The organism is Stenotrophomonas sp. YJH_SMC_33 (assembly GCF_059372295.1).
In genome coordinates this window covers 60,434-82,687 of sequence record NZ_JCAFVJ010000003.1, presented here as the reverse complement: position 1 = coordinate 82,687, position 22,254 = coordinate 60,434, and the positions used below count along the sequence as shown (strand labels likewise).

Annotated in this window: 14 protein-coding genes and 1 pseudogene; 7 read left to right on the top strand and 8 right to left on the bottom strand. The window is 64.9% G+C overall.

What is annotated here, in order from left to right; translation table 11 throughout:
• Positions 1 to 137 precede the first annotated feature (137 nt).
• From AC5P9W_RS07025 to AC5P9W_RS07010, 4 genes are all read left to right on the top strand, one after another.
• Positions 138 to 2,171 (top strand): alpha/beta hydrolase family protein, encoded by a 2,034-nt coding sequence (locus AC5P9W_RS07025; RefSeq protein ID WP_134734790.1) that lies wholly within the window; start codon positions 138 to 140, stop codon positions 2,169 to 2,171.
• Between the two features lie 180 nt (positions 2,172 to 2,351).
• Positions 2,352 to 5,213 carry a TonB-dependent receptor domain-containing protein gene (locus tag AC5P9W_RS07020; RefSeq protein WP_019660622.1) on the top strand — a complete coding sequence of 954 codons (2,862 nt, stop codon included), beginning with the start codon at positions 2,352 to 2,354 and terminating at the stop codon, positions 5,211 to 5,213.
• 188 nt (positions 5,214 to 5,401) lie between these two features.
• Positions 5,402 to 7,504: a M13 family metallopeptidase gene (locus AC5P9W_RS07015; RefSeq protein WP_111102210.1), complete on the top strand. Its 2,103-nt coding sequence runs from the start codon at positions 5,402 to 5,404 to the stop codon at positions 7,502 to 7,504.
• 222 nt (positions 7,505 to 7,726) lie between these two features.
• Positions 7,727 to 9,733, top strand: a complete 2,007-nt coding sequence (locus AC5P9W_RS07010; RefSeq protein WP_111102211.1) for a M13 family metallopeptidase — start codon at positions 7,727 to 7,729, stop codon at positions 9,731 to 9,733.
• Between the two features lie 132 nt (positions 9,734 to 9,865).
• Here the strand turns inward: AC5P9W_RS07010 and AC5P9W_RS07005 are convergent, their stop codons facing one another.
• Positions 9,866 to 12,895 carry a TonB-dependent receptor gene (locus tag AC5P9W_RS07005; RefSeq protein WP_111098591.1) on the bottom strand — a complete coding sequence of 1,010 codons (3,030 nt, stop codon included), beginning with the start codon at positions 12,893 to 12,895 and terminating at the stop codon, positions 9,866 to 9,868.
• A gap of 842 nt (positions 12,896 to 13,737) precedes the next feature.
• Here AC5P9W_RS07005 and AC5P9W_RS07000 point away from each other — a divergent pair.
• Complete coding sequence (locus AC5P9W_RS07000) at positions 13,738 to 14,232, top strand: VOC family protein (RefSeq protein WP_021203393.1); 495 nt, start codon at positions 13,738 to 13,740, stop codon at positions 14,230 to 14,232.
• Between the two features lie 76 nt (positions 14,233 to 14,308).
• Entirely contained in the window at positions 14,309 to 15,892 is a 1,584-nt protein-coding gene (locus tag AC5P9W_RS06995; protein WP_111098604.1) for a phytoene desaturase family protein, read from the top strand.
• A 104-nt stretch (positions 15,893 to 15,996) separates the two neighbouring features.
• On the opposite strand, the gene AC5P9W_RS06990 is transcribed toward AC5P9W_RS06995, so the two are convergent.
• The 7 genes and pseudogenes from AC5P9W_RS06990 to AC5P9W_RS06960 all read right to left on the bottom strand — a co-directional run bounded on the left by AC5P9W_RS06990 (position 15,997) and on the right by AC5P9W_RS06960 (position 21,520).
• On the bottom strand, positions 15,997 to 16,671 hold the full coding sequence (locus AC5P9W_RS06990; RefSeq protein ID WP_005410509.1) for a rhomboid family intramembrane serine protease: 675 nt from the start codon (positions 16,669 to 16,671) through the stop codon (positions 15,997 to 15,999).
• A 93-nt stretch (positions 16,672 to 16,764) separates the two neighbouring features.
• A complete protein-coding gene (locus AC5P9W_RS06985) occupies positions 16,765 to 17,193 on the bottom strand; it encodes an MGMT family protein (RefSeq protein ID WP_425605136.1) in 429 nt (142 codons plus the stop codon).
• Positions 17,100 to 18,020 carry a DMT family transporter gene (locus AC5P9W_RS06980; RefSeq protein ID WP_019660628.1) on the bottom strand — a complete coding sequence of 307 codons (921 nt, stop codon included), beginning with the start codon at positions 18,018 to 18,020 and terminating at the stop codon, positions 17,100 to 17,102. Before AC5P9W_RS06980 ends, AC5P9W_RS06985 begins: the two co-directional genes overlap by 94 nt.
• A gap of 159 nt (positions 18,021 to 18,179) precedes the next feature.
• On the bottom strand, positions 18,180 to 19,538 hold the full coding sequence (gene gorA, locus AC5P9W_RS06975) for a glutathione-disulfide reductase (RefSeq protein ID WP_019660629.1): 1,359 nt from the start codon (positions 19,536 to 19,538) through the stop codon (positions 18,180 to 18,182).
• Positions 19,535 to 19,678: pseudogene (locus AC5P9W_RS06970) on the bottom strand (amino acid dehydrogenase); the annotation flags it as partial. The pseudogene AC5P9W_RS06970 and the gene gorA, both read right to left, overlap by 4 nt.
• Before the next feature lie 15 nt (positions 19,679 to 19,693).
• Positions 19,694 to 20,938, bottom strand: coding sequence for a DUF418 domain-containing protein (locus AC5P9W_RS06965; RefSeq protein ID WP_021203391.1), 1,245 nt, complete (start codon positions 20,936 to 20,938; stop codon positions 19,694 to 19,696).
• Positions 20,939 to 21,037: 99 nt separating this feature from the next.
• Positions 21,038 to 21,520: an FKBP-type peptidyl-prolyl cis-trans isomerase gene (locus AC5P9W_RS06960; RefSeq protein ID WP_031270214.1), complete on the bottom strand. Its 483-nt coding sequence runs from the start codon at positions 21,518 to 21,520 to the stop codon at positions 21,038 to 21,040.
• Between the two features lie 111 nt (positions 21,521 to 21,631).
• Between AC5P9W_RS06960 and AC5P9W_RS06955 the strand changes: the two genes are divergently transcribed.
• Complete coding sequence (locus AC5P9W_RS06955; protein WP_031270212.1) at positions 21,632 to 22,171, top strand: C40 family peptidase; 540 nt, start codon at positions 21,632 to 21,634, stop codon at positions 22,169 to 22,171.
• Positions 22,172 to 22,254 lie beyond the last annotated feature (83 nt).

Genomic DNA, 22,254 nt, shown 5'->3' with positions numbered 1-22,254 from the left:
CGCTCCAGCGGGGCCTTCTGCTTTGGAACGCAACCAGGGCCGGCCAGAGTTGTAGATTTCACGCCAAGTTGACGAACCGGGCGCCCTCGTTCATCTTCAGGTCATCTTCCAGTCAAACTGCCAAGGATGCCCTGTACATGAAAGCCACACGCCTCTTCGCCCATGTGGGCGCTGCTGCTACGCTGCTGGGCCTGGCCGTGGGCCAGGCGCTGGCTACACCGCTGCCGGTCGACGACTTCGCCAAGATTCCCGCCATCCAATCGGTCACCATGAGCCCCGATGGCAAACAGCTGGTTGCGATCATCGCTGCCCCGGGAAGCAACAACGGTGACACCGCGCTCGCCAACTGGAACCTGGACAATCTCGGCGCAGGCCCGGTGGCCATCACGCCCTCCGGCGACCGCATGAAGTTCATCGCCGCCAGCGCATTGAAGGCCGGCCGCAGCCTTGTCATCGGCCGCCAGGAACTTACCGCGCAGCTGGCCGGTTGTGGAGAAGGCAACTCGGTGGGAAACACCAAGACTTTCCTATCGAAGGCTTACCTGACCGACACTTCCCAGACCAAGTTCGACGAAGCATTCGCCGACAATTCACGCAAGCTTGGCATCAGCGAACAGACACAACGCTGCCTGGAACTGGCGGGAACTGCATCACTGGTTCACTCGCTCCCAATGGACCCTGACAAGGTCATCATTTCACAGATCAATCAGTCAACGTTCTCGGCAGGCTACTACCTGTTCAATCTCAAGACCGGACAGACCGAGCTGCTCTTCCGTGGCGACGCGCGCTCGACGCCCGGGTTGTTCCATCCCCGCAGCGGCGAACTCCTGACAAGGACCCAGATCGAACCGGCCGGGTCGAGCGAGTACGAACAGCAGATCCTGATCAAGGACAAGGCAAGCGGAAAGTTCGAGAAGCACGATGCGCTGACAACCAAGCTCAGCGAACGCTACACGATGGACGTGGCCGGCATCGATGACCAGACCGGCAAGCTCTACATCCTCACCGACAGATTTTCCGAGCAGGTGCAGGCCCGCCTGTACGACCCAGCAACCCGGACCTTCGACAAGGAGCCGCTGGCCGCCCACCCGCAGTATCCGATCAGCGGCCTCATCCTCGGCAGCAAACCCAGCAACTTCAATCAGGTTCTGGGCTTCTATGTGGATGGGCCGCGGCGCGAAGCGATCTATGTCGACCCGCAGATGAAGGCCCTCTTCGACGGCCTCAAACAGGCCTATCCGGGGAAGTACGTCGCCATCACCGGCTACAACGACGATCTCTCCCGCGTGCTCTTTACCACCAACAGTGCCGACACGCCGACGACCTATCACATACTCAGCGACCGCAAACAGGTGACCACCCTGGGCAGTGAGCGACCCTGGATCGATGGCAGGCAGATCGGCCAGCAACGCTGGGTCACCTATACCGCCCGCGACGGACGAAAGATTCCCGCCATCCTTGATCTGCCCGCGGGCTGGAAGGAAGGGGGAGAACCACTTCCAGCGCTCGTGCACCCGCACGGTGGCCCATGGGCTCGTGACTATGCCGGCTGGGATGCATCTGGCTGGGTGCCTTACTTCACCTCGCGTGGCTACGCTGTCATCCGCCCCCAGTATCGAGGCTCAACCGGCTTTGGACGCGACCACTGGCTCGCGGGTGACAGGCAGTGGGGGCTGACCATGCAGGACGACAATGACGATGCGGCTGCGTGGCTGGTGCAGCAGGGCATCGCCGCAAAGGACCGCCTGGCCATCTTCGGGTACTCCTATGGCGGCTTCGCAGCCGCTGCAGCCACGGTCCGCAGCCCCTCGCCTTTCCAGTGTGCCATTGCCGGAGCGCCCGTCACCGATCTCGGCAGAGTCGGCATGTCATGGAGCGAGAACCGCCTGCAGCGCATCCTGCAGGGGCAGACCGTCAAGGGAATGGACCCGATACAGAACACGGCCAAGGCGACCATCCCGGTACTGCTTTACGTCGGAGATCGTGACGTACGCACTCCGGCGTTCCACGCCCGATCGTTCTACAACGCAGTTCAAGGCAAGGTTCCGGCGAAGTTCGAGTTGATCGCCGACATGCCGCACAGCATGCCGTGGTACCCGAGCCACTACCGGGCCACGCTGCCGCTGATGGCCGACTTCCTGGCCAAGGACTGCGGCCCAGGCGGCCTGTAGGCCGCCCAGGGAGGCACCCTGCCGTCGTCCACGCAGCTGGGGAGCTCTGCAGCTCCCCACCGGTACATGAATACGCCATTAGCAAAAGCGCGGTACATACGGGGAATGTTCATGTTGCATTTACTTTACGCCGTACATACACTCCGTTAACCGAAGCATAACAAGTGGGGATCCGACACAATGCGCAAGACCAACCGCCTTATTACGCCCAGCCGCCTGCCGCTCGCCCTGGCAGTGATTGCCTGCCTGCAGGCAGCCCCGGTGCTGGCCCAGGAATCCACCCGCGAGGAAGCAGCGGCGTCAAGTGCTTCGACGTCTGACAAGAAGGCCACTGATCTTGACAAGGTTACGGTCACCGGCTCCCTGATCCGTCGCGCGGACTATGAAACCACCTCGCCGGTGTTCACCATCGACACCGAGCGCAATGCCGCCCAGGGCCAGACCAGCGTCAGTGAATTCCTGCAGAAGTCGGCGATCGGCGCCGCCGAAACGCAGATCACCAATCAGTTCGGCGGCTTCACCACCAATGGTGGTACCGGCGTACAGACGTTCTCGCTACGCGGCCTGGGTGCCAATCGCACGCTTATCCTGCTTGATGGCCAGCGTCCGGGCCCGGCCGGTACCCGCGGCGCGGTCGGCGCGTTCGACCTGAACGTGCTGCCCACCGCCGTCCTGCAGCGTGCCGAGATCGTGAAGGACGGTTCGTCCTCCATCTATGGCTCCGATGCCGTCGCCGGCGTGGTCAATCTGATCACCAAGAAGAACTTCGACCGTCCCGAGCTGACCGTCAGCGGTCGCGTTCCGACCGAAGGCGGCGGTGAAGTATTCTCGGCGTCGCTGGCCAACGGCTGGAACTTCGACAATGGCAGCATCGTCGCCGCCGTGGAATGGTACCGCCAGAACGAACTGACCCGCGGTGACCGCGATTTCTTCAAGTGCGCCGAAGATATCGTCTGGGACGACAAGGGCAACCGCATCGACCGCGTCGACCGCTCCATCCTGGCCGGCACCAACCTGGCCAACTGCCAGAACATGCTGCACAACGTCATCGACGTCGGTTCCGTCCGTTACGTGCCGAGCACCGATGGCAGCACGGTTGGCCCGTTCCCGGGCTATCGTCCGCGCGCCAACCAGACCTATGCCAACGGCAACCCCGTGGCGACGTATCAGGAGCCGTACAACTTCCAGGCTTACGGCCAAGCCCAGATCATCAACCGCCAAGAGCGCAAGACGGTCTACTTTGCCACTGACTTCGGCTTTGATTCGTTCAACTGGAAGACCCAGTTCCTCTACAACAACCGCACCACGGACAACTTCTCGTGGCGCCAGTTCTTCCCGACAGTGCTGATCCCCGGCACCACCACCCGCGCTCAGCCGGTGCTGCCGTTCAAGTCTGCTTCCGAGACCGAAGTTGATTACTACTACTTCGCCAACAAGTTCGATGGCGGCTTCGGCAGCAGCACCTGGGGCTGGGAAGTCAATGCCAACTACAGCCACTCCAGTGGCAAGTACAGCAACCTTGGCATCCGCAACTCGATCAGCGGCGACATCGGCCGTCCGGGTACCGGCACTGCAGCTGCGAACTACTTCGACCCGGGCTATCTGAATGGCTCGAAGGTCGACGAGCTGGTCTCGATCCTCGGCGTCTGGGCCAAGGGCAAGACCACCTACGATCAGACCACGGTCAACGCCGTGTTCAGCGGTGAGCTGTTCGATCTTCCGGCCGGTGCCGTGGCTTCCGCAGTCGGTGTGGAGTACCGCAACTACAAGATCGACGACCAGCCGGGTGCCGATTTTGCCGACATCTGGGGTTCGACCACCGCCGGTCGCACCAAGGGCGACGAGAAGGTGAAGGAAGCGTTCGTCGAACTGGATGTGCCGGTCTTCAAGGGAGTTCCGGGCATCGAGTCGCTGTCGCTGAACGGCTCGGCCCGCGTCTTCAAGTACGACACGGTGTCCGGTTCGGACAAGGTGTGGAAGTTCGGTGTCAACTGGCAGATCATCCCGTCGCTGCGCCTGCGCGGCACCATCGGTACCTCCTACCGTGCACCGGGCCTGTATGAGCTGTACCTTGGCAATCAGACCGGCTTCCAGGCGCAGACCGCGATCGATCCCTGCATCCGCTGGGCTGAAGGCAACAACAGCAACGCTGCTGCCAACTGCGCCGCTGCCGGTATCCCGGGCGACTACACCGCCGCAGGCAACAGCAGCGCCACCGTCTTCACTCGTGGCGGCGCTGGCGGCGACCTGAAGCCGGAGACCTCGCGTGCACGCAGCATCGGCCTGGTGTTCACCCCGGAATTTGCTGACCTGAGCGTTGCGATCGACTACTTCGACTACGAAGTCAGCGACCAGATCACCGCGCTGAGTGCAGCGTCCATCCTGGAAGGCTGCTACGAGTCGACCACCTATCCGAACCGCTACTGCGACCTGATGCGTCGTAATCCGAATTCGGGTACCAACGCGAACATGATCACCGAGGTGTATGCGCAGTACCTGAACATCAACCGCCAGCGCACCCGCGGCTGGGATCTGACCCTGAACTGGGAACACGAGTTCAGCTTCGGCAAGTTCTCGCTGGACTCGCAGGTCACCTACACGGTTGAAGACACCGCCGAGCTGTTCGACAGCGCAGCGGCCAGCGGCCTGTCCTCGTCGGACCAGCTGGGTGATTTCGGTCGCCCGGACCTGGTCGGCAACCTGGGCCTGAGCCTGGAGCGTGGCGACTGGACCTACAACTGGATGACCCAGTACATCGCGTCGACCAAGGACCCGGACCTGCTGGAGACGTTCACCTATCAGGGCCGTCCGAATTCCTACCGCGACATCACCGCTGGCAGCCGCTGGTATCACACCGCCTCGGTGAGCTACGAGCAGGCCGATTGGCAGATTCTGGTGGGCGTCTCCAACGTGTTCGATGCCAAGCCGCCGCTGATCTCCAGCAGCGTCTACTCTTCGCGCTACGGCAACACCCACCCGTTCGCCACCCAGTACGACTACTACGGTCGCACCCCGTTCGTGCGCCTGAAGTACAAGTTCTGATCCACCGCTGACCGCAACACCCGACAGACCCGGCTTTTGCCGGGTCTGTCTTTTCCGGGCCACCAAGCGGCCCCCTTGCACCCGGCCATGACCTTCGACACCCTTGCAGGTCTGGCCGGCGGCGTATCGTTCGGCCCACGGCCGTCCCACGGCCTTTCCCTGACTCACTCGGCCTGGAGGCCATCAAAGTGACCCGTACTCCCAAGATCGTGCTGCTGACCCTGGCCGTTTCGGCCGCGCTGGTCGGCTGCGGCAAGACTGAAACCCCGGCCAAGGACGCCACCGCCTCCACGCCGGCCGCGGCCGAAGCCACCAACTACACGCTGGACGAAAGCAAGCTGCCGGCCTACAACGCTTTCCAGCCCAGCGATCTGGATACCACCAAGGACGCCTGCGGCGCCTTCGGCGACTATGTGAACAGCAAGTGGCTGGCCGCCAATGAAATTCCGGGCGACCGCACCAGCTGGGGTGCGTTCACCATCCTCGACGAGCGCTCGGTGGCCGTGCAGCACCAGCTGGCCGAACAGGTGGCGCAGGTCAAGAATCCGAACCACATCGAGAAAATCGTCGGCGACCTGTGGGCCACCGGCATGGACGAGGCCAAGATCAATGCCCAGGGCATCGAGCCGCTGAAGGCCGACCTGGCCGCCATCGACGGCCTGCAGGACAAGGCGGCCATCGCCGATTACCTGCGCACCAGCGCGGCCAGGGGCGACAACGTCCTGTTCGGCTTCGGTGCCGAAGCCGACTTCAAGAACTCGGCCGTGAACATGGCCTACGCCAGCCAGGGCGGCCTGGGCCTGCCGGACAGCACCTATTACACCGACGCCAAGAATGCCGACAAGCTGAAGGCCTACCAGGCGCACGTCGCCAAGGTGCTGGAGCTGTCCGGTGTCGCCGCTGCCGACGCCGCCAAGCAGGCCGAGGACGTGGTCAAGTTCGAGACCCGCCTGGCCAAGGCCTCCAAGTCGCGCGTGGAGCTGTCGCGCAACGTCGAGCTGTACTACAACCCGGTCACCCTGGCCGATGCCGACAAGCTGACCCCGAACTTCAGCTGGACCGAGTTCTTCAAATCGCAGGGCGTGGCCGCGCCGGAGAAGTTCTCGCTGGCCATGCCGGCCTTCCATGAGGAAGTGAACAAGGCGCTGGGCGATACCGACCCGTCGGTGTGGCGCGCCTACCTGCGCTTCCACACCGTGGACAGCGCCTCGCCGTACCTGGCCGATGCCTTCGTGCAGGAAAACTACGAGTTCTACGGCAAGACCCTCAACGGCCAGAAGGAACAGAAGCCGCGCTGGAAGCGCGTGCTGGGCACCATCGAAAACGATGCGGGTGAAGCCTTCGGCCAGCTGTACGTGAAGGTTGCCTTCTCGCCGGAAGCCAAGGCGAAGATGGAAGAACTGGTGAAGAACCTGGCCGCCGCGCTGAAGGAGCGCATCCAGGGCTTGAGCTGGATGAGCGAGGAGACCAAGGCCAAGGCCATCGCCAAGTGGGAAACCTTCACCCCGAAGATCGGCTACCCGGACAAGTGGCGTGACTGGTCGGGCCTGCAGACCCAGCGCGACAGCTTCCTGGGCAACGTGCGCGCGGCCAACGAGTTCAACTACAAGTTCAACCTGTCCAAGATCGGCAAGCCGGTGGACAAGACCGAGTGGGGCATGACCCCGCAGACGGTCAATGCCTACTACAACCCGCTGCAGAACGAGATCGTGTTCCCGGCCGCCATCCTGCAGCCGCCGTTCTTCGACCCGAAGGCCGACGACGCATTGAACTACGGCGGCATCGGCGCGGTGATCGGCCACGAAATGACCCATGGTTACGACGACCAGGGCGCGCGCTTCGGGCCGACCGGCAACATGGAAGACTGGTGGACCGCCGCTGACAAGAAGAACTTCGAAGGCCTGACCGGCAAGCTGGTCAAGCAGTTCGACCAGTACAAGGTCGACGGCCAGGCGGTGAACGGCCACCTGACCCTGGGTGAGAACATCGCCGACCTGGGCGGCCTTGCTACCGCCTACGATGCCCTGCAGAAGGCCAGCGCCGGCAAGGAAGACCCGAAGGTGGACGGCTTCACCCGCGACCAGCGCTTCTTCTTCAACTGGGCCACCGTGTGGCGCACCAAGTACACCCCGGAGAACGCCAAGGTCCGCCTGGCGACCGACCCGCACGCCCCGGCACAGTTCCGCGCCATGGGTGCACCGTCGAACCTGCCGACCTTCGCGGCCGCGTTCCAGTGCAAGGCCGGTTCGCCGATGGCCCGCACCGGCGAGCAGCAGGTGGTGATCTGGTAAGTCCTGGCTGACGCTGTTGCAGACCTGCAAAGGCCCGGGAATTCCCGGGCCTTTGTTTTTCCGGGGTGTCTTTCATCCACGCATGGCGTGGATCTACTGATCCCGGCGCTCCCCGGTAGCTGCCGACCTTGGTCGGCGAATGCACCGCGACGCGTGCATCCCGCGCCCATGCCTGGCTTGCTATAGTGCGCGCGCCCTCAATCCATCACGGATTCGTTCCACATGCCCAACTTCCGTCCGCTTGCCATCGCCCTGGGCATCTGCCTGGCGACCCTGGTCCCGACTCACGATGCGTTCGCCGCCAAGAAGAAGGCCGCACGCGCTCCGGCCGTCAGCGCCCAGTGCAGCGACTTCTACGACGCCACCAATGCAGGCTGGCTGAAGGCCAACCCGGTGCCGCAGACCGGCGCCGTCACCGCGCTGGGACAGCTGGTTGACCGCAGCCGCCAGCAGCAGCGTGAACTGCTCGACGCCGCGATGAAGTCGCCGCAGGGCAATGTGCAGAAGCTGCTGGGCGACTTCTGGGCCAGTGGCCTGGACGAAGCCGCCGTGGAAGCAGACGGCTCCAATCCGATTGCGCCGCTGCTGACCCGCATCAACGCCATCAAGAAGGCCAAGGATGTGCCGGCCTCGATCGCCGCGCTGCACCAGGTCGGCATCCCGGTGGCCTTCAACTTCGGCCCGGACGTCGACCTGAAGGCGCTGGATCGTCACATCGGCTACTTCATGCAGGGCGGCATGGGCCTGCCGGATCCGGCGTTCTATACCCGCACCGACGCCGACACCGTGGCGCTGATGGGCCGCTACCGCAACTACGTCAAGCAGATCCTGGCGCTGACCGGTACCCCGGCCGCCAAGCTGGATGCCGAGTCGCAGGCGGTGATCGCGCTGGAAACCGAACTGGCACGCAATGCGCAGTCGCTGGCCGGCATCAACAACCCGTTCAACAACTACGCGCCCATCTCCACCAAGGAGCTCAACAGCCGCTACCGCAACCTGCAGCTGGATGCCTTCCTGAAGGCACAGGGCGTGGACGATGACCTGGTCTCGCTGGCCGACCCGGGCCTGTTCAAGCAGCTCGATGGCATGGTCACCAAGCTCAAGCCGGAGCAGTGGAAGGCGTACCTGCGCTGGCGCGTGGGCGACTCGATGGCGCCGTACCTGTCCAAGGCCTACCGCGACGCCGAGTTCGAATTCCGTGGCCGTGTGCTGCGTGGCCAGACCCTGCCGCCGCAGCGCTGGGAATCCGTGCTGGATGCAATCAATGTGGCCGCCGGCCCGATGGTCGGCCGCGAGTACGCCGCCCGCTACCTGTCGGCCGAAGATCGTCGCCAGGCCGCATGGATCGTCGACAAGGTGCGCGAAGTACAGATCGAGGCGGTAAAGAACAGCAGCTGGATGAGTGCCGAAGCCAAGACCGAAGCGCAGGCCAAGCTGGCTGCGCTGAAGATCGAGATCGGCACTCCACTGCGCGACCTGGACTACAGCGTGCAGCCGATGGGCCGCGGCTCGTTCGGTGGCAATATGCTGATCGCGTCGACCTGGCGCCATCGCGAGGAAATGAAGCGCATCGGCAAGGGCAACGCCGACCGTCGCTGGGACGTGCTGCCGCAGCAGCCGTCGCTGGCCTATGACCTGGCGCAGAACCGCCTGATCGTCACCGCCGCGATCCTGCAGGGCCCGGTGTTCAACGCCAAGGCCGACGCCGCCGACAAGTTCGGCAGCTTCGGTGGTCTGGTCGGCCATGAACTGACCCGTGCGATCGATGCCAAGGGCGCGCTGGTCGATGCCAAGGGTGAGCTGCGCAGCTGGTGGACTCCGGCCGACAAGACCGCCTGGACCCTGCTCGGCAATCGCGTGGCAGCGCAGTACAGCGCCTACGACTTCCCGGGCGTGAAGGGTGCCAAGGTCAACGGCACGCTCACCCAGGAAGAGAACCTGGCCGACATCGCCGGCCTGGAACTGGCCTGGGCCGCATACACCGCGCAGGAGCCGAAGGCCAAGCCGGCACAGCAGCAGGGCTTCTTCCGCGCCTGGTCGACGTTGTGGGCGCAGCAGCTGTCGCCGAACGAGGCCGCGCGCCGCCTGACCGCCGACATCCGCGCGCCGGGCCTGTGGCGCAGCAACGGCACGCTGGCGAACCTGCCGGCGTTCGGTGCTACCTTCAGTTGCAAGGCCGGGCAGCCGATGCAGCGCAGCGAAGCCGACCAGATCAAGGTCTGGCGCTGAGGTCTGATGGTTTGTTATTGATGAAAGGGCGCCTCCGGCGCCCTTTCTTTTGCGGAAACGGAGGGAAAAAGGCCCTGACGGATCAGGGCCAAACCAACCCTTGCGGCGAGAGAGAACCGCTGTTCGCGCAGGTCAGAAGTCGTATGAGGCGCTCAGGCGCACTGTCCGCGGTGGTGTGAAGTAGCTGCCCATACCGTAGATGTTGGAGACCGTGTCGGGTCCGGTCTGGTACTTGGCAGTGGACTGCAGCTGGCGCCGCTGGTTGAGCACGTTGAAGATGTTCAGTCCCAGGCCAAGCCGGTTGTCAGCAAACCCGGGGCGATACATCACGCCCATGTCCAGCTGCGCCGTCCACGGCTGCCGGCCCGCGTCGCCGGGACGCGAAGGCTTGCCATTGCAGTAGTGGTAGGCCGAGCCGTAGCCATTGAGTGGATCGGTCTGATCACTGCCGTAGTAGCCCAGACAGCTTTTCGGCATGCCCGACATCACCCGAACCGTGGCAGAGGCTGTCCATTCGTCATCGATCTGGTAGGCACCGAACGCCTTGAACTGGTGCCGGCGATCATTGGCGAGGTAGCCGCCGGCGTACTCCATCAACGCCGCCGCATCCCAGTCTTGGGTCTTGGACACATCGCTCTGGCCGATATCCGATCTCACCTGCCCTTCGGTGTTGCCGAAGCTACGCGACCAGGTGTAGTCCAGGCGGCCGGACCAGCCGTCGGACATCGGACGTTCGATGAACAGATCCAGTGCCACGTACTGGCGCTTCGCCTTCTTGCCGTCGTAGCCCCAGTCTGTCGAACTCATGCTGACCGGCGTGTAGCCGGAGCCATCACGGTGCCGTAGCTGGAAAGTGTTGGTGGCACCCGGATTGAAGATCACGCAACCGGGCAGATCGAAAGTGTCGGCATCCAGACCCATGCCTGCAAGTCTGTCGACGAAGCGGTCTGAATCGCAGGTATCGTCAATGGCCGACTGCAGCTTGCGGTAGGTGACCTTGGCACCGCTGTTCCAACGGCTGCCCAGGGTTTTCTCGAAGCCCAGGATCAGCTCGTCCTGGTACTGCGACTTCAGGTCGGTCGGCGCGACGGCCAGCGGATCGGGCGCCTGCCCGTACTCGCCGTTGGCCGACACCGGACCCGGCCCCAGTGGTGTGAGGCCGGTCGGGTTGCCGTTGGCGTCGATGCCGGTATAGGCGAAGTATTCGCGCGTGTAGGTCGATGCGGAGGCGCCGCGGATAGCCACGCTGTTGGGCAGCGCCAGGTAGTAGCGGCCCAGGTTGGCAAACAGCTTCAACGAAGCATCGCCGAATACATCCCAGCTGGCGCCCAGGCGTGGCGCCCACTGGTCGCCGCTCTCCACGTAGGCGCGGCCGTCGCTGTTGAAGTTGGTGAAGCGGTCGTTGCGAAGGCCAAGCGTCAGCAGCCAATCGGGTGTCAGCTGCCAGCGGTCTTCCAGGTAGTAGGCCCGCTGCTTCACCGACATGCTGGTGGTAGTGGAGAAAATGTACTTCTGCACGAAATAGCCCTCGCCCCCCGGCGGGGCGATGCCGAAGCCCGGGCTGGGCGATGCGCCCGGATTGCCACGCGAATAGATCCAGGCATGACCGGGGCCTGTCATGGACTGCCCTTCGTTGTTGGCCCGGTAGGTCATGTTGTCGACGCCGGCAGTCAACTCGTGGTTGCCGATGCGGTATTGCAGGTCCATGCGCAGCCCGTGGGTCGTGCTGCCCGCATCAGGTGCCTTGCTGTAGAGATCGGGCTGATCGTTGCGGATCGGCGTGCCACCGTTCAACGAGGGATCCTGGTTGCCGGCACCACTGATATAGGGGTTGCCCGAGTCCAGCGGATTGAATTCAAGGTTGCTGGTACGCGCGCGCCCCCACACGGCACTGAAAGTCAATGCATCGTTGAGGTAACCGGTGTACTTGAAGATATCGACGTCGGTACTGGACTTGACCAGGTTGGGGAACGTACCGGTGCGATCCCCCTCGGACAGTGTCTTGTAGTCGAACTCCCGGTAGTAGCCAGCGGTACGATCTGTGTCCTGGAAGCGGGTGTACTCCAGCGTATTGCCGTCGTTGATGTTCCAATCGATCTTGCCGTAGAACTTCGGCGTGTCAACGCGGTAGTGGTTGCGCACCTGCTGCGCGGCGGCTTCGTTGGCGGTTGCAACGCCTTCGCGACGGTTCGATTCGGCAGCAAGGTGGATGAACAGCCTGTCTTCGATCAACGGGCCACTGGCATAGCCGCTGTAGGTCGTCGTGGTTGCCTTGTCACCGCGCCGGTAGCGGTACAACGTGCCCGGCTTGGACGGATTCTCGAAGGCATATCCTTCAGGAAGGGTCATGTCCGGGTAGTTCACCGATGCCGGAGACTCGGCCAGCCCGGCCGGCGACCAGGTGACCTGCGCACCGAACCGCCACGCGTTGGTGCCACGCTTGCCTACCTGATTGATGACACCACCGGTGGAACGGCCATACGCCGCGCCGTAGCCGCCGGTGAAAGTTTCCTGCTGGTCGATGGAGCCGTACGGCAGGCTGATGCCGCCCAGATAGTTGAGCGGGTTGGTGACGTTGAAGCCATTGAGGTAGTACGCATTCTCGGTGACGCTGGCGCCGCCAAACGACAGCACCGAGCGCGAGCCATTGCTGAAGGAGCCACTACCAGCGACCACGCCCGGCGCCAGCAGCGCGATGGATTCAGCGCTTCGCCCCAGCGGCAACACATCCAGCTGCTCGGAGGTGATGACCGACTTAGAGACGGTGTGGGTCACATCGATCTTCGGCATGTGGGCGACCGTGACATTGACCGCATCAAGCGTGGTCGCCGGGCCTTGTGCGGCGAAGCTCACTTCGGTACCGCTGCCCACGCGCAGCTGCACATCATCGCGCTGTTCGATGATGCGCCCGTCGCGCTGCAGGCTGATGCTGTAGCGCCCCACCGGCAACGCACCGAAGCTGTAGCGCCCCTGGGCGTCGATGACTGCCCTGCGCTTGAGGCCACTGTCGCTCTGCGCAACGACGGTCGCGCCTTCGGAGCCGCTAGCATTGCCGTACAGCGTGCCGGTCGTGCTCTGCGCGGCAACGCTGCCAACGATGGAAAACAATATTGCCGAAAGTGCGCTGCGCTTTAGCACGCGATGTATGGATGCAACTGCCATGAATTCCTCTCCGTTGATGGAACTACCGGGGAGTTATAGGCACGGGTCTGCCGCGCAAGGCAGTGCTGCAACCGGCGATGAATCGGGTGGAATACGCCACGATGCAAGCCTCGACGCGGCCCATGGTTCAATCCATGCACTTGAAAAGCCTGGATATTCAGTGGACCAAGCAACGACAGGTACGGATGCACGACGCACGCCACGACAGACAACATACGTCACGCCAGAGTGCTGACGCACAACATGCAGCGTCCAAAGCGACAGCATGTCGTTCCGATTCCGACACACCCACTGCAGACATGCTCGCCTGCGTCACCCGTCACGCAGGCTGCAGCGTGCCCCGGTAAGGCACGATGCACCTGACCAGCGGCGCGCCGATTTTCTACATCGAACACGAACTGCCCGTCCACGTCGTACTCGAAGCTGATGTCGCCAGGCAGCAGTGCGCGTGGCAGCGCGATGCCCAGCAGCGGCCAGCATCGTGGCATCAACTGCAGGCGCCCCCACCCACCACCAGCGCAAGGCCGACCGAGACCGCGCCGAAACGCTCGACCAGCGGCGCGTCACCACGACCACGGCCCTTGGTCTGCAGGGTCGGGCCGCTCGGCCTGCAGCGCCGGCGCCAGAGTACGCCAGGCCACCAACAGCTCCAGCTCCGGCAGGTCCGTCAGCAGGTGGATCAGCCGCCCACCAAGCACCCCAATCCATCCAGGATCAGGGGCTGCACGCTTCGTCCTTCGTGCTGCCGTTGACGGGAACTGCTTTCCCCTGCGCTGCAGCACGATGCCGCATTAACACCAGGCGTGCTATCGCTGCGCCTTCGTCCGCTGCGGAGCCCGACCATGGCACACAAGAACACCATCTGCGTGTGGTACGACAAGGAAGCGCTGGAGGCCGCCACCTTCTATGCCAACACCTTTCCCGACAGCGCGGTGACCGCTGTCCACCACGCCCCGGGCGACTACCCGGACGGCAAGGAGGGCAACATACTGACCGTTGAATTCACCGTCTGCGGTATTCCCTGCGTCGGCCTCAACGGCGGCACCGCGTTCAAGCACAGCGAAGCATTTTCTTTCCAGATCCAGACCGAGGACCAAGCCGAGACCGACCGCCTGTGGAACGCGATCGTCGGCAACGGTGGACAGGAGAGCCAGTGCGGTTGGTGCAAGGACCGATGGGGCGTTTCCTGGCAGATCAGCCCACGCATGCTGATCGAAGCGGTGACCAGCCAGGACAAGGCACTGGCCAAGCGCGCCTTCAACGCGATGATGCCGATGAAGAAGATCGACATCGCCACCATCGAAGCGGCAATCAAAAAAGGGGACGGAGGGGATTAAGTCGTTATTCCCCATTGTCTGTGACCCAATGCGAATTGCGACTTAATTCCCTCCGTCCCCTTTTCCCGAGGTGCTGATGTCCTGGGATGCGATCATCATCGGTGGTGGCCACAACGGCCTGGTCTGCGCGGCCTATCTGGCGAAGACCGGGAAGAAAGTGCTGGTCCTTGAACGGCGCGGTGTGCTCGGCGGCGCTGCGGTCACCGAGGAGTTCCATCCCGGCTTCCGCAACTCTGTGGCGTCGTACACGGTATCGCTGTTGCAACCGAAGGTGATCGACGACCTGCAACTGCATGCGCATGGGCTGCGCATTGTCGCGCGCCCGGTCAACAACTTCCTGCCATTGCCCGACGACCGCTACCTGTTGTCGGCACCTGGCCGCGCCCAGGCCGAAGTCGCGAAATTCTCCGAACGCGATGCGCAGGCGCTGCCAGCGTATGAAGCACGCCTGGGGATCTTCGCCGACGTACTGCGCGCATGGGCCCTGCGCGCGCCGCCGGACCTGGGTGTAGCAGGCGGTTGGCGTGCGCTGCCCGCGCTCTGGCAGATGGGCCGCCTCGGCCGCGAACTGGCAACGCTGGATGCTTCGCTACGCCAGGAACTGCTGGACCTGTTCACGCTGTCGGCGGCCGAGTACCTGGACCGCTGGTTCGAGAGCGAGCCGATCAAGGCCCTGTTCGGCTTTGATGGCATTGTCGGCAACTATGCAAGCCCGTATACACCGGGCAGCGCCTACGTACTGCTGCACCATGTGTTCGGCCAGTGCAATGGCGTGAAAGGTGCGTGGGGCCATGCGATCGGCGGGATGGGCGCAATCAGCCAGGCCATCGCCGCCGCTGCACGCGCGGCTGGCGCGGAACTGCACGTGGACGCCGGCGTGCGACGCGTACTGGTTGAACACGGCAGTGCCGTGGGAGTGGAACTGGCCAACGGTGAAATCCTGCGTGCACGCGCGGTGATCGCCAACGTCAACCCGAAGCTGTTGTACGAGCAGATGCTGGCCCCGGCACAGGTACCAGACGCGACCCGCGAACGCATGGCGAACTGGCGCTGCGGTTCCGGCACGTTCCGGATGAACGTGGCGCTGTCGCGGCTGCCGGACTTCCGCGCCCTGCCCGGGCCCGGCGATCACCTCAGCGCCGGCATCATCATGGCGCCCAGCCTGGAGTACATGGACCGCGCCTGGCTGGATGCGCGACGCGACGGCTGGTCGCGCGAACCGATTGTGGAGATGCTGATTCCCAGCACGCTGGACGCTTCGCTGGCGCCGCCCGGCCGGCATGTGGCCAGTCTGTTCTGCCAGCACGTGGCACCGGTGCTGTCCGATGGACGTCACTGGGATGATCACCGTGACACGGTGGCCGATCTGATGATCGCGACCGTCGACCGGTATGCACCGGGCTTCGCCGACAGCGTGCTTGGCCGACAGGTGCTGTCACCGCTGGACCTGGAACGCACCTTTGGCCTGGTCGGGGGTGACATCTTCCACGGCGCACTGAGCGCCAACCAGCTGTTCTCGGCACGGCCGATGGTCGGCCAGGCCGGCTATCGCGGCGCCCTGCCCGGGCTGTACCTGTGCGGTTCGGGCACACACCCCGGCGGTGGCGTCACCGGTGCGCCGGGGCACAACGCGGCACAGGTAGTGCTGCAGGATCTCTAGAGGCGTGCCGACCAACGGTCGGCACCTACCGCGTCAGATGATCCTGGCCAAGGTGTGCCAACCGAGGTTGGCACCTACCCGCGTGAAGCGAGGCGCATCGCGCCTCACTTCACGCTGCGCAGATGGTTCGGGCGCTTCGGCGGGCCGGGCGGGCGACGCTTGTTGAACGGCGGCTGCCCGCGCCAGTAGCGGATCAGCAACCACCCGAACAGCATGCCGCCCAGGTGCGCGAAGTGGGCCACGCCTGGCTGCCAGCCGGTCATGCCCAGCACCAGTTCGCCCACACCGAACAGGATCACGAAGGTGCGTGCCTTCATCGGGATCGGCGGGAACAGCAGCATCACCCGCTGGTTCGGGAACAGCATGCCGTAGGCCAGCAGCAGGCCGAACACGCCGCCGGAGGCGCCCAGCACCGTGGCCGGATTCTCCAGCAGCGTTCCCACCAGCAGCTGGCAGACACCGGCACCGGCCACGCAGACCAGGTAGTACAGCAGGAATCGCTTCTCGCCCCAGGTCTGCTCCAGTGGTGCGCCGAACATGAAGACCGCCAGCATGTTGAAGAACAGGTGGCCGAAGCTGCCATGCAGGAAGCCATAGGTCAGCAGCTGCCACGGCTGGAAGTTGCCGCCCGGCGAGAACGCATCGAAGCCCTGCTGCAGCGGTTGCAGCATGAACGGCTCGAAGGTCTGCATGCCGAGCAGGAACGGCTGCTGCAGCAGGAACAGGATCGCGTTGGCGATCAGCAGGGCCTTGGTGACGGTAGGCAGTCGCGGGAACATGGGAGCACCGGCATGGAACGGCCTCCATCATAGCCGCAGCACCGTGTGATGTTGGCGCGCCCCCGGGATGCCCTGTTCAGTCGCCAGCGATGCTCAGCCGGGCCCCCACACAGCAGCATCCAGCGCCGCCGCCGGATCGGCCGCCGGCATCCGCACCCGGCCGTTTTCCACCTGCACGCCCTCGGCACGCAAGCGCTGCGACTGCTCGCGCCAGCCGGCCGAGCCTTCTGCCATGGCGATGCGGCCATCCGAACGCAGCACGCGGTGCCAGGGCAGGCCCGGGTCGTCGTTCTGGCCCAGAATGCGCGCGGTCAGGCGTGCACGCCCGGGCAGGCCCGCGCGCATCGCCACCTGGCCGTAGCCCATCACCTGCCCTGCCGGGATCGCGCGGATCACCGCCAGGATGCGCGCACGCGCCTGCTCCGGGGTCAGCGTCGCAGGCGGGTCACCAGCAGAACGCCGATCAGCACCAGTACGGTGCCGGCGATCTGCGCCGGCCCCATCGGTTCGTCGAGCAGCCATAGGCTCATCACGATGGTGGAAACAGGGCCCAGCATACCGACCTGCGCGGCAAGCGACGAACCCACGCGCTGCACCGCCAACATGATCGCCAGCACCGGCAGCACCGTACAGACAGTGGCATTGACCAGCGACAGCCACTGTACCGGCGCCGGTGCCTGCCACAGCAGTGGCAGCGGATGGGTCACCGCGAAATGCAGCAGCACCAGCACGCTGGCCACGCAGCTGGCATAGGCGGTCAGCCGCACTGCACCGATGCGCGCGACCACCTGCCCGCTGCCGAACAGGTACAGCGCGTAGCTGAGCGCACTGCCCAGCACCAGCAGGCTGCCGACGATGATCTGGCCGCCCTCGCGCTGCAGGTCGTGCCCGAAGGCCAGCAGCACGCCGAGGTAACTCAGCACCAGCGCGCCGATCTGCCAGCGTCCCGGCCGCTGGCGCGCCAGCAGCACGTTGATCAGCAGTACCAGGGTCGGGTTCAAGTACAGGATCAGCCGCTCCAGGGTCACGCTGATGTACTGCAGGCCCTGGAAGTCGAGCAGGCTGGACAGGTAATAGCCGGTGAAGCCCAGCCACAGCACGCGGGCGCGATCAGCCCAGGACAGCGGCTCGGCCCGGCGCGCGGCCCACAGGGCCATCAGTACGAACAGCGGCAGCGCCATCAGCATGCGCAACGCGAGCAGCGTGGTGGCATCGACGCCATGGCGCAGGCCGAGCTTGACGATGATCGCCTTGCCCGACGCGGCAATGGCGCCGATCGCGGCGAGGCCGATGCCGCCCAGCGCAATGCGCGGGGAAGCAGTGGCGATGCGGGAAGCGGGAGTGGACATCAGGAGGACGGCGGGCCGCGCAGGGCGGCCCGGTAAGACGTGGGGACGCCCATTGTCGCATGGGGGCGCCCGCTGCCCTGTAGAGCCGAGCCCGCGCTCGGCTTCGCCAGGCCGGGGCGAAAGGCAGCCGAGCAGGGCTCGGCGCCACAACGGCCCGGCTCAGCGCATCAGCACCACTTCTTCGGCCGAGGTCGGGTGGATCGCCACAGTGTCGTCGAACTGGGCCTTGGTCGCGCCCATCTTCACCGCCACGGCAAAGCCCTGCAGGATCTCGTCGGCCGCTTCGCCCAGCAGGTGGATGCCCACCACGCGTTCTTCCGGGCCGGCACAGACCATCTTGAACAGGCTGCGCTGGGGGCCGTTGGCCAGCGCCTGCAGCATCGGGCGAAAGCGGCTGTGGTAGACGCTCACCTGGTCGAAACGCCGGCGCGCTTCCTCCTCGCTCATGCCCACCGCGCCCAGCGGCGGATGCGAGAACACCACGCTGGCCACGTTCTCGTAATCCATCTTCGACTGCGGGCGGCCCCCGAACAGCCGGTCCATCAGCCGCCGCGACGCGGCCACCGCCACCGGGGTCAGGCCGACCTTGCCGGCGATGTCGCCGACCGCATGCACGCTCGGCACACGGGTGGTCTGCCACTCGTCCACCTGCACCTGCTCGTGCTCGCCGATGTCGATGCCGAGCGCTTCCAGACCCAGGCCACGGCTGTTGCCGCGGCGGCCGGCAGCGAAGAACACCGCATCGAACACGCTGTCGAGCGGGCCATCATGGCCGAATGCACGTACGCGCTCACCATCGCGCTGCAGTTCGCGCAGGCGATAGCCGAAATGGATGCGCACGCCCTGCTGCTTCAGGTTCTCGGCCAGCTGATCGGTCAGCTCGTAGTCGAAGCGATCCAGCAGCCGCTGACCGCGCACCAGCAGGCTCACCCTGCTGCCCAGTGCCTGCAGCAGGCCAGCCAGCTCCACCGCGATGTAACCGCCACCGATGATCGCCACCTCGGCCGGTGCCGCGCGCAGATCGAAGAAATCATCGGAAACCAGGCCCAGTTCCGCGCCGGGAATGTCCGGGCGCAGCGGGTGCGCGCCGGTGGCGATCAGGATGTGTTCGGCGCTGTAGCGCACGCCATCGCTGCAGGCCACGGTGTGCGCATCGAGCAGATGGCCGCGCGCCGGAATGCGCACCACGCCGGTTTCGTCCAGGCGCTTGTGGTAGCTGGTATGGATATTGCTGATGTAGGCCTGGCGATGTATCACCAGTTCCTTCCACGACAGCGCCGGGCGCGCTTGGACATCGAAGCCCATCGCACTGGCCAGGCCGATGCGCTCATGCAGGTCAGCTGCCAGCCACATGGCCTTCTTCGGCACGCAACCGACGTTGACGCAGGTCCCACCCAGTTCGCCCGGCTCCAGCAGCGCCACGCGCTTGCCGTGCTGCGCGGCGCGGATCGCACCGGCCAGGCCGGCGGAGCCGCCGCCGAGGACGATCAGGTCGTAGTCATAGGGTGCAGTGCTCATCGGAATCGCTCGGGTCGGTAGGGGGCAGGGTCGATCACCGGCGTACGGACGCAGACGAGATCGGCGATCAGCTGGCCGTTGCCGGCGCTCATGCTGATGCCGAGCATGCCATGCCCAGCTGCAAGCCAGACGTGAGGATGCGCGCCCTGCATCGATCAGCCCTGCCCGGCTCCACGCCGCATCGGTGGCCACTGGCGATAGGTCATTGCACGCCATAGCCATTCCACCGGACCAAAGCGGAAGCGCGCCAGCCACGCGTGCGAAACAGCCACCTGCGCTGCGAATACCAGCAGCGCGAACAGCAACTGCACGCTGCGCGGCATCCGCTCGAACCCGCCCAGGCCATAGTGGTAGAACAGCCAGGTACACAGCAACGACTGGGCCAGGTAGTGGGTCAATGCCATGCGCCCCACCGGCGCCAGCCATCCCAGCCGCGCGCGCCAACGCACGATCCACGCCAGGTAACCCAGGCACATCGGCAGCCCGCCGATCGTCACCAGTGCCATCGCTGCGGTCACCGGCAGGTCGTAGGCGCCCGGTGCCAGATACGGCTTCCAGGCAACGCCGAGCAGCGTGACCGCCAGGCCCAGCGGCAGCGCCACCCAACGCAACAGCACGTACAGCCGTGGGAAGCGCTCGGGTGATACCAGTGCACCGCTGCTGGCGAACCAGCTGCCGATCAGGAACATGCCCAGCACTTCCGGACCGGTAATCAGCAGCGCGCCCATCGACGATCCGAACTCGTGCAGGCGCTGCGCGGTGGCCTGCATCCAGCTGCCGTGCCCGTACACCAGGCGCTGCTGCGCGATGGCCTGCTGTGCTTCGGCAAGCATCTTCTGAATGTCTTCGGCCGAAGCCATCGACACCATCGCACCCACCAGCAACATCATCGCTACACCGCCGAGGTAGACGATCACGCCCATCCACGGCAGCCAGCTGCGCGGCGCCTCGCGGCAGGCCAGCAACGGCAACGAGACCAGTGCATACATCACCAGGATGTCGCCGGACCAGACCAGCAGTGCATGGCACAGGCCGATCAGCAGCAGGCCGGCGCTGCGGCGCAGGTAGAACGGGGTGAAGTCGCGCCCGGCCACCTCGGCGCGTTGCGCCATCACCGCAAAGCCGGCACCGAACAGCAGCGAGAACAGGGTGAAGAACTTGCCCTGCACGAACACATAGACGAAGGCGTCGGCCCAGTAATCGATGCCCCGCCAGTGCACGTCAATGCCGGTGAAGGCCAGGTCCAGCGGACCGCTGACGGCCTCGATGTTCATCAGCAGGATGCCCAGCAGCGCGGCACCACGCAGCACGTCCAGCACGGCGATGCGTTCGCCGGAAGCCACCGGCTGCAGGGAAGGAGAGACAGCGTTCACGGGGCGTCCGTCAGGCAGGTCCGCCATTATGCCGCCGGCCCGCGCGCCATGGATGGCCGCGCCATGTTCCAGAAACGCAACGGCCCGCCGAAGCGGGCCGTCGCATCCATCACGATCGCGCTGCGATCAGTGCTGGTGACCACCGTCGCCGTGGACGTGGCCGTGGTCGATCTCTTCCTTGCCGGCTTCGCGCACATCGACGATTTCCACGTCGAAGTGCAGGTCCTTGCCGGCCATCGGGTGGTTCAGGTCGACGTCCACGACGCTCATGCCGACCTTCTGCACGGTCACCGCACGCGGGCCGAAGTTGGTCTGCAGCACCACCTGCTGGCCCGGGGCCAGCTTGGTGTTGCCGAAGTGCTTCTTCGGCACGCGCTGGGACAGGCCCTCGCGGCGCTCGCCGTAGGCATCGGCCGCCTTGACGTCGACGCTGAAGGTCGCGCCGGCTTCCTTGTCCATCATGGCGTTTTCCAGGCCCGGGATGATGTTGCCATGGCCGATCAGGATCGCCAGCGGCTCGCCGCGGTCCTTGGACGATTCAATCGGCTCCTGGCCGACTTCGGAAACGGTGTAGTGGAAGTGGACAACGCGGTCTTTTTCGATCTTCATGCGCAACTCTGTCTGGATCTGCCGGAGGCAGGCGGGTTGGGGCGGGTTGTCGCCCGACGGGGACGCCGCCATCATGACGGCCATTCCAAGGTGGCGCATTATCCGGAGATCATGCACATCACGCCAGTTTCGTCCGGCCCGCGCCGGTTTCTCGCCCCGGCCCTGCTGCTGGCCCTGCCCGTGTTGATGACCGCCTGTGGCGGCGGCAAGGCCACCCGCCCGGCGCCGCCCCCGCCGACGGCGAACTGGCCCAAGACCGTGCCGGACAACCCCGAGGCCGCCAACTCGGTGCTGATGCGGGCCATCAGCCTGGTCGGCACGCCCTACCGCTATGGCGGCAACACCCCGGACTCGGGCTTCGACTGCAGCGGCCTGGTCGCCTATGTCTATCGCGAGATGCTGGACCTGCGGTTGCCGCGCACCTCGCGCGACCTGGCGGCGGTACAGGGCCCCAGGATCGATCCGCAACGCCTGGCCACCGGCGACCTGGTGTTCTTCGGCAGCCGCGGCAGCGTCACCCACGTGGGCATCTATGTAGGTGAAGGGCGTTTTGTGCACGCGCCGAGTACCGGCGGTACGGTTCGCCTGGACTCGCTCAGTGGCCCCTACTGGAAAGACCACTACACGGGCGCGAAACGTGTCCTTCGCTAAGCTGAACAGGCGATATGTCTAAAACTGTGACATGCGTCACTATATAAATAACGATTTTATAACGGAATTTTTAACTTATCCGC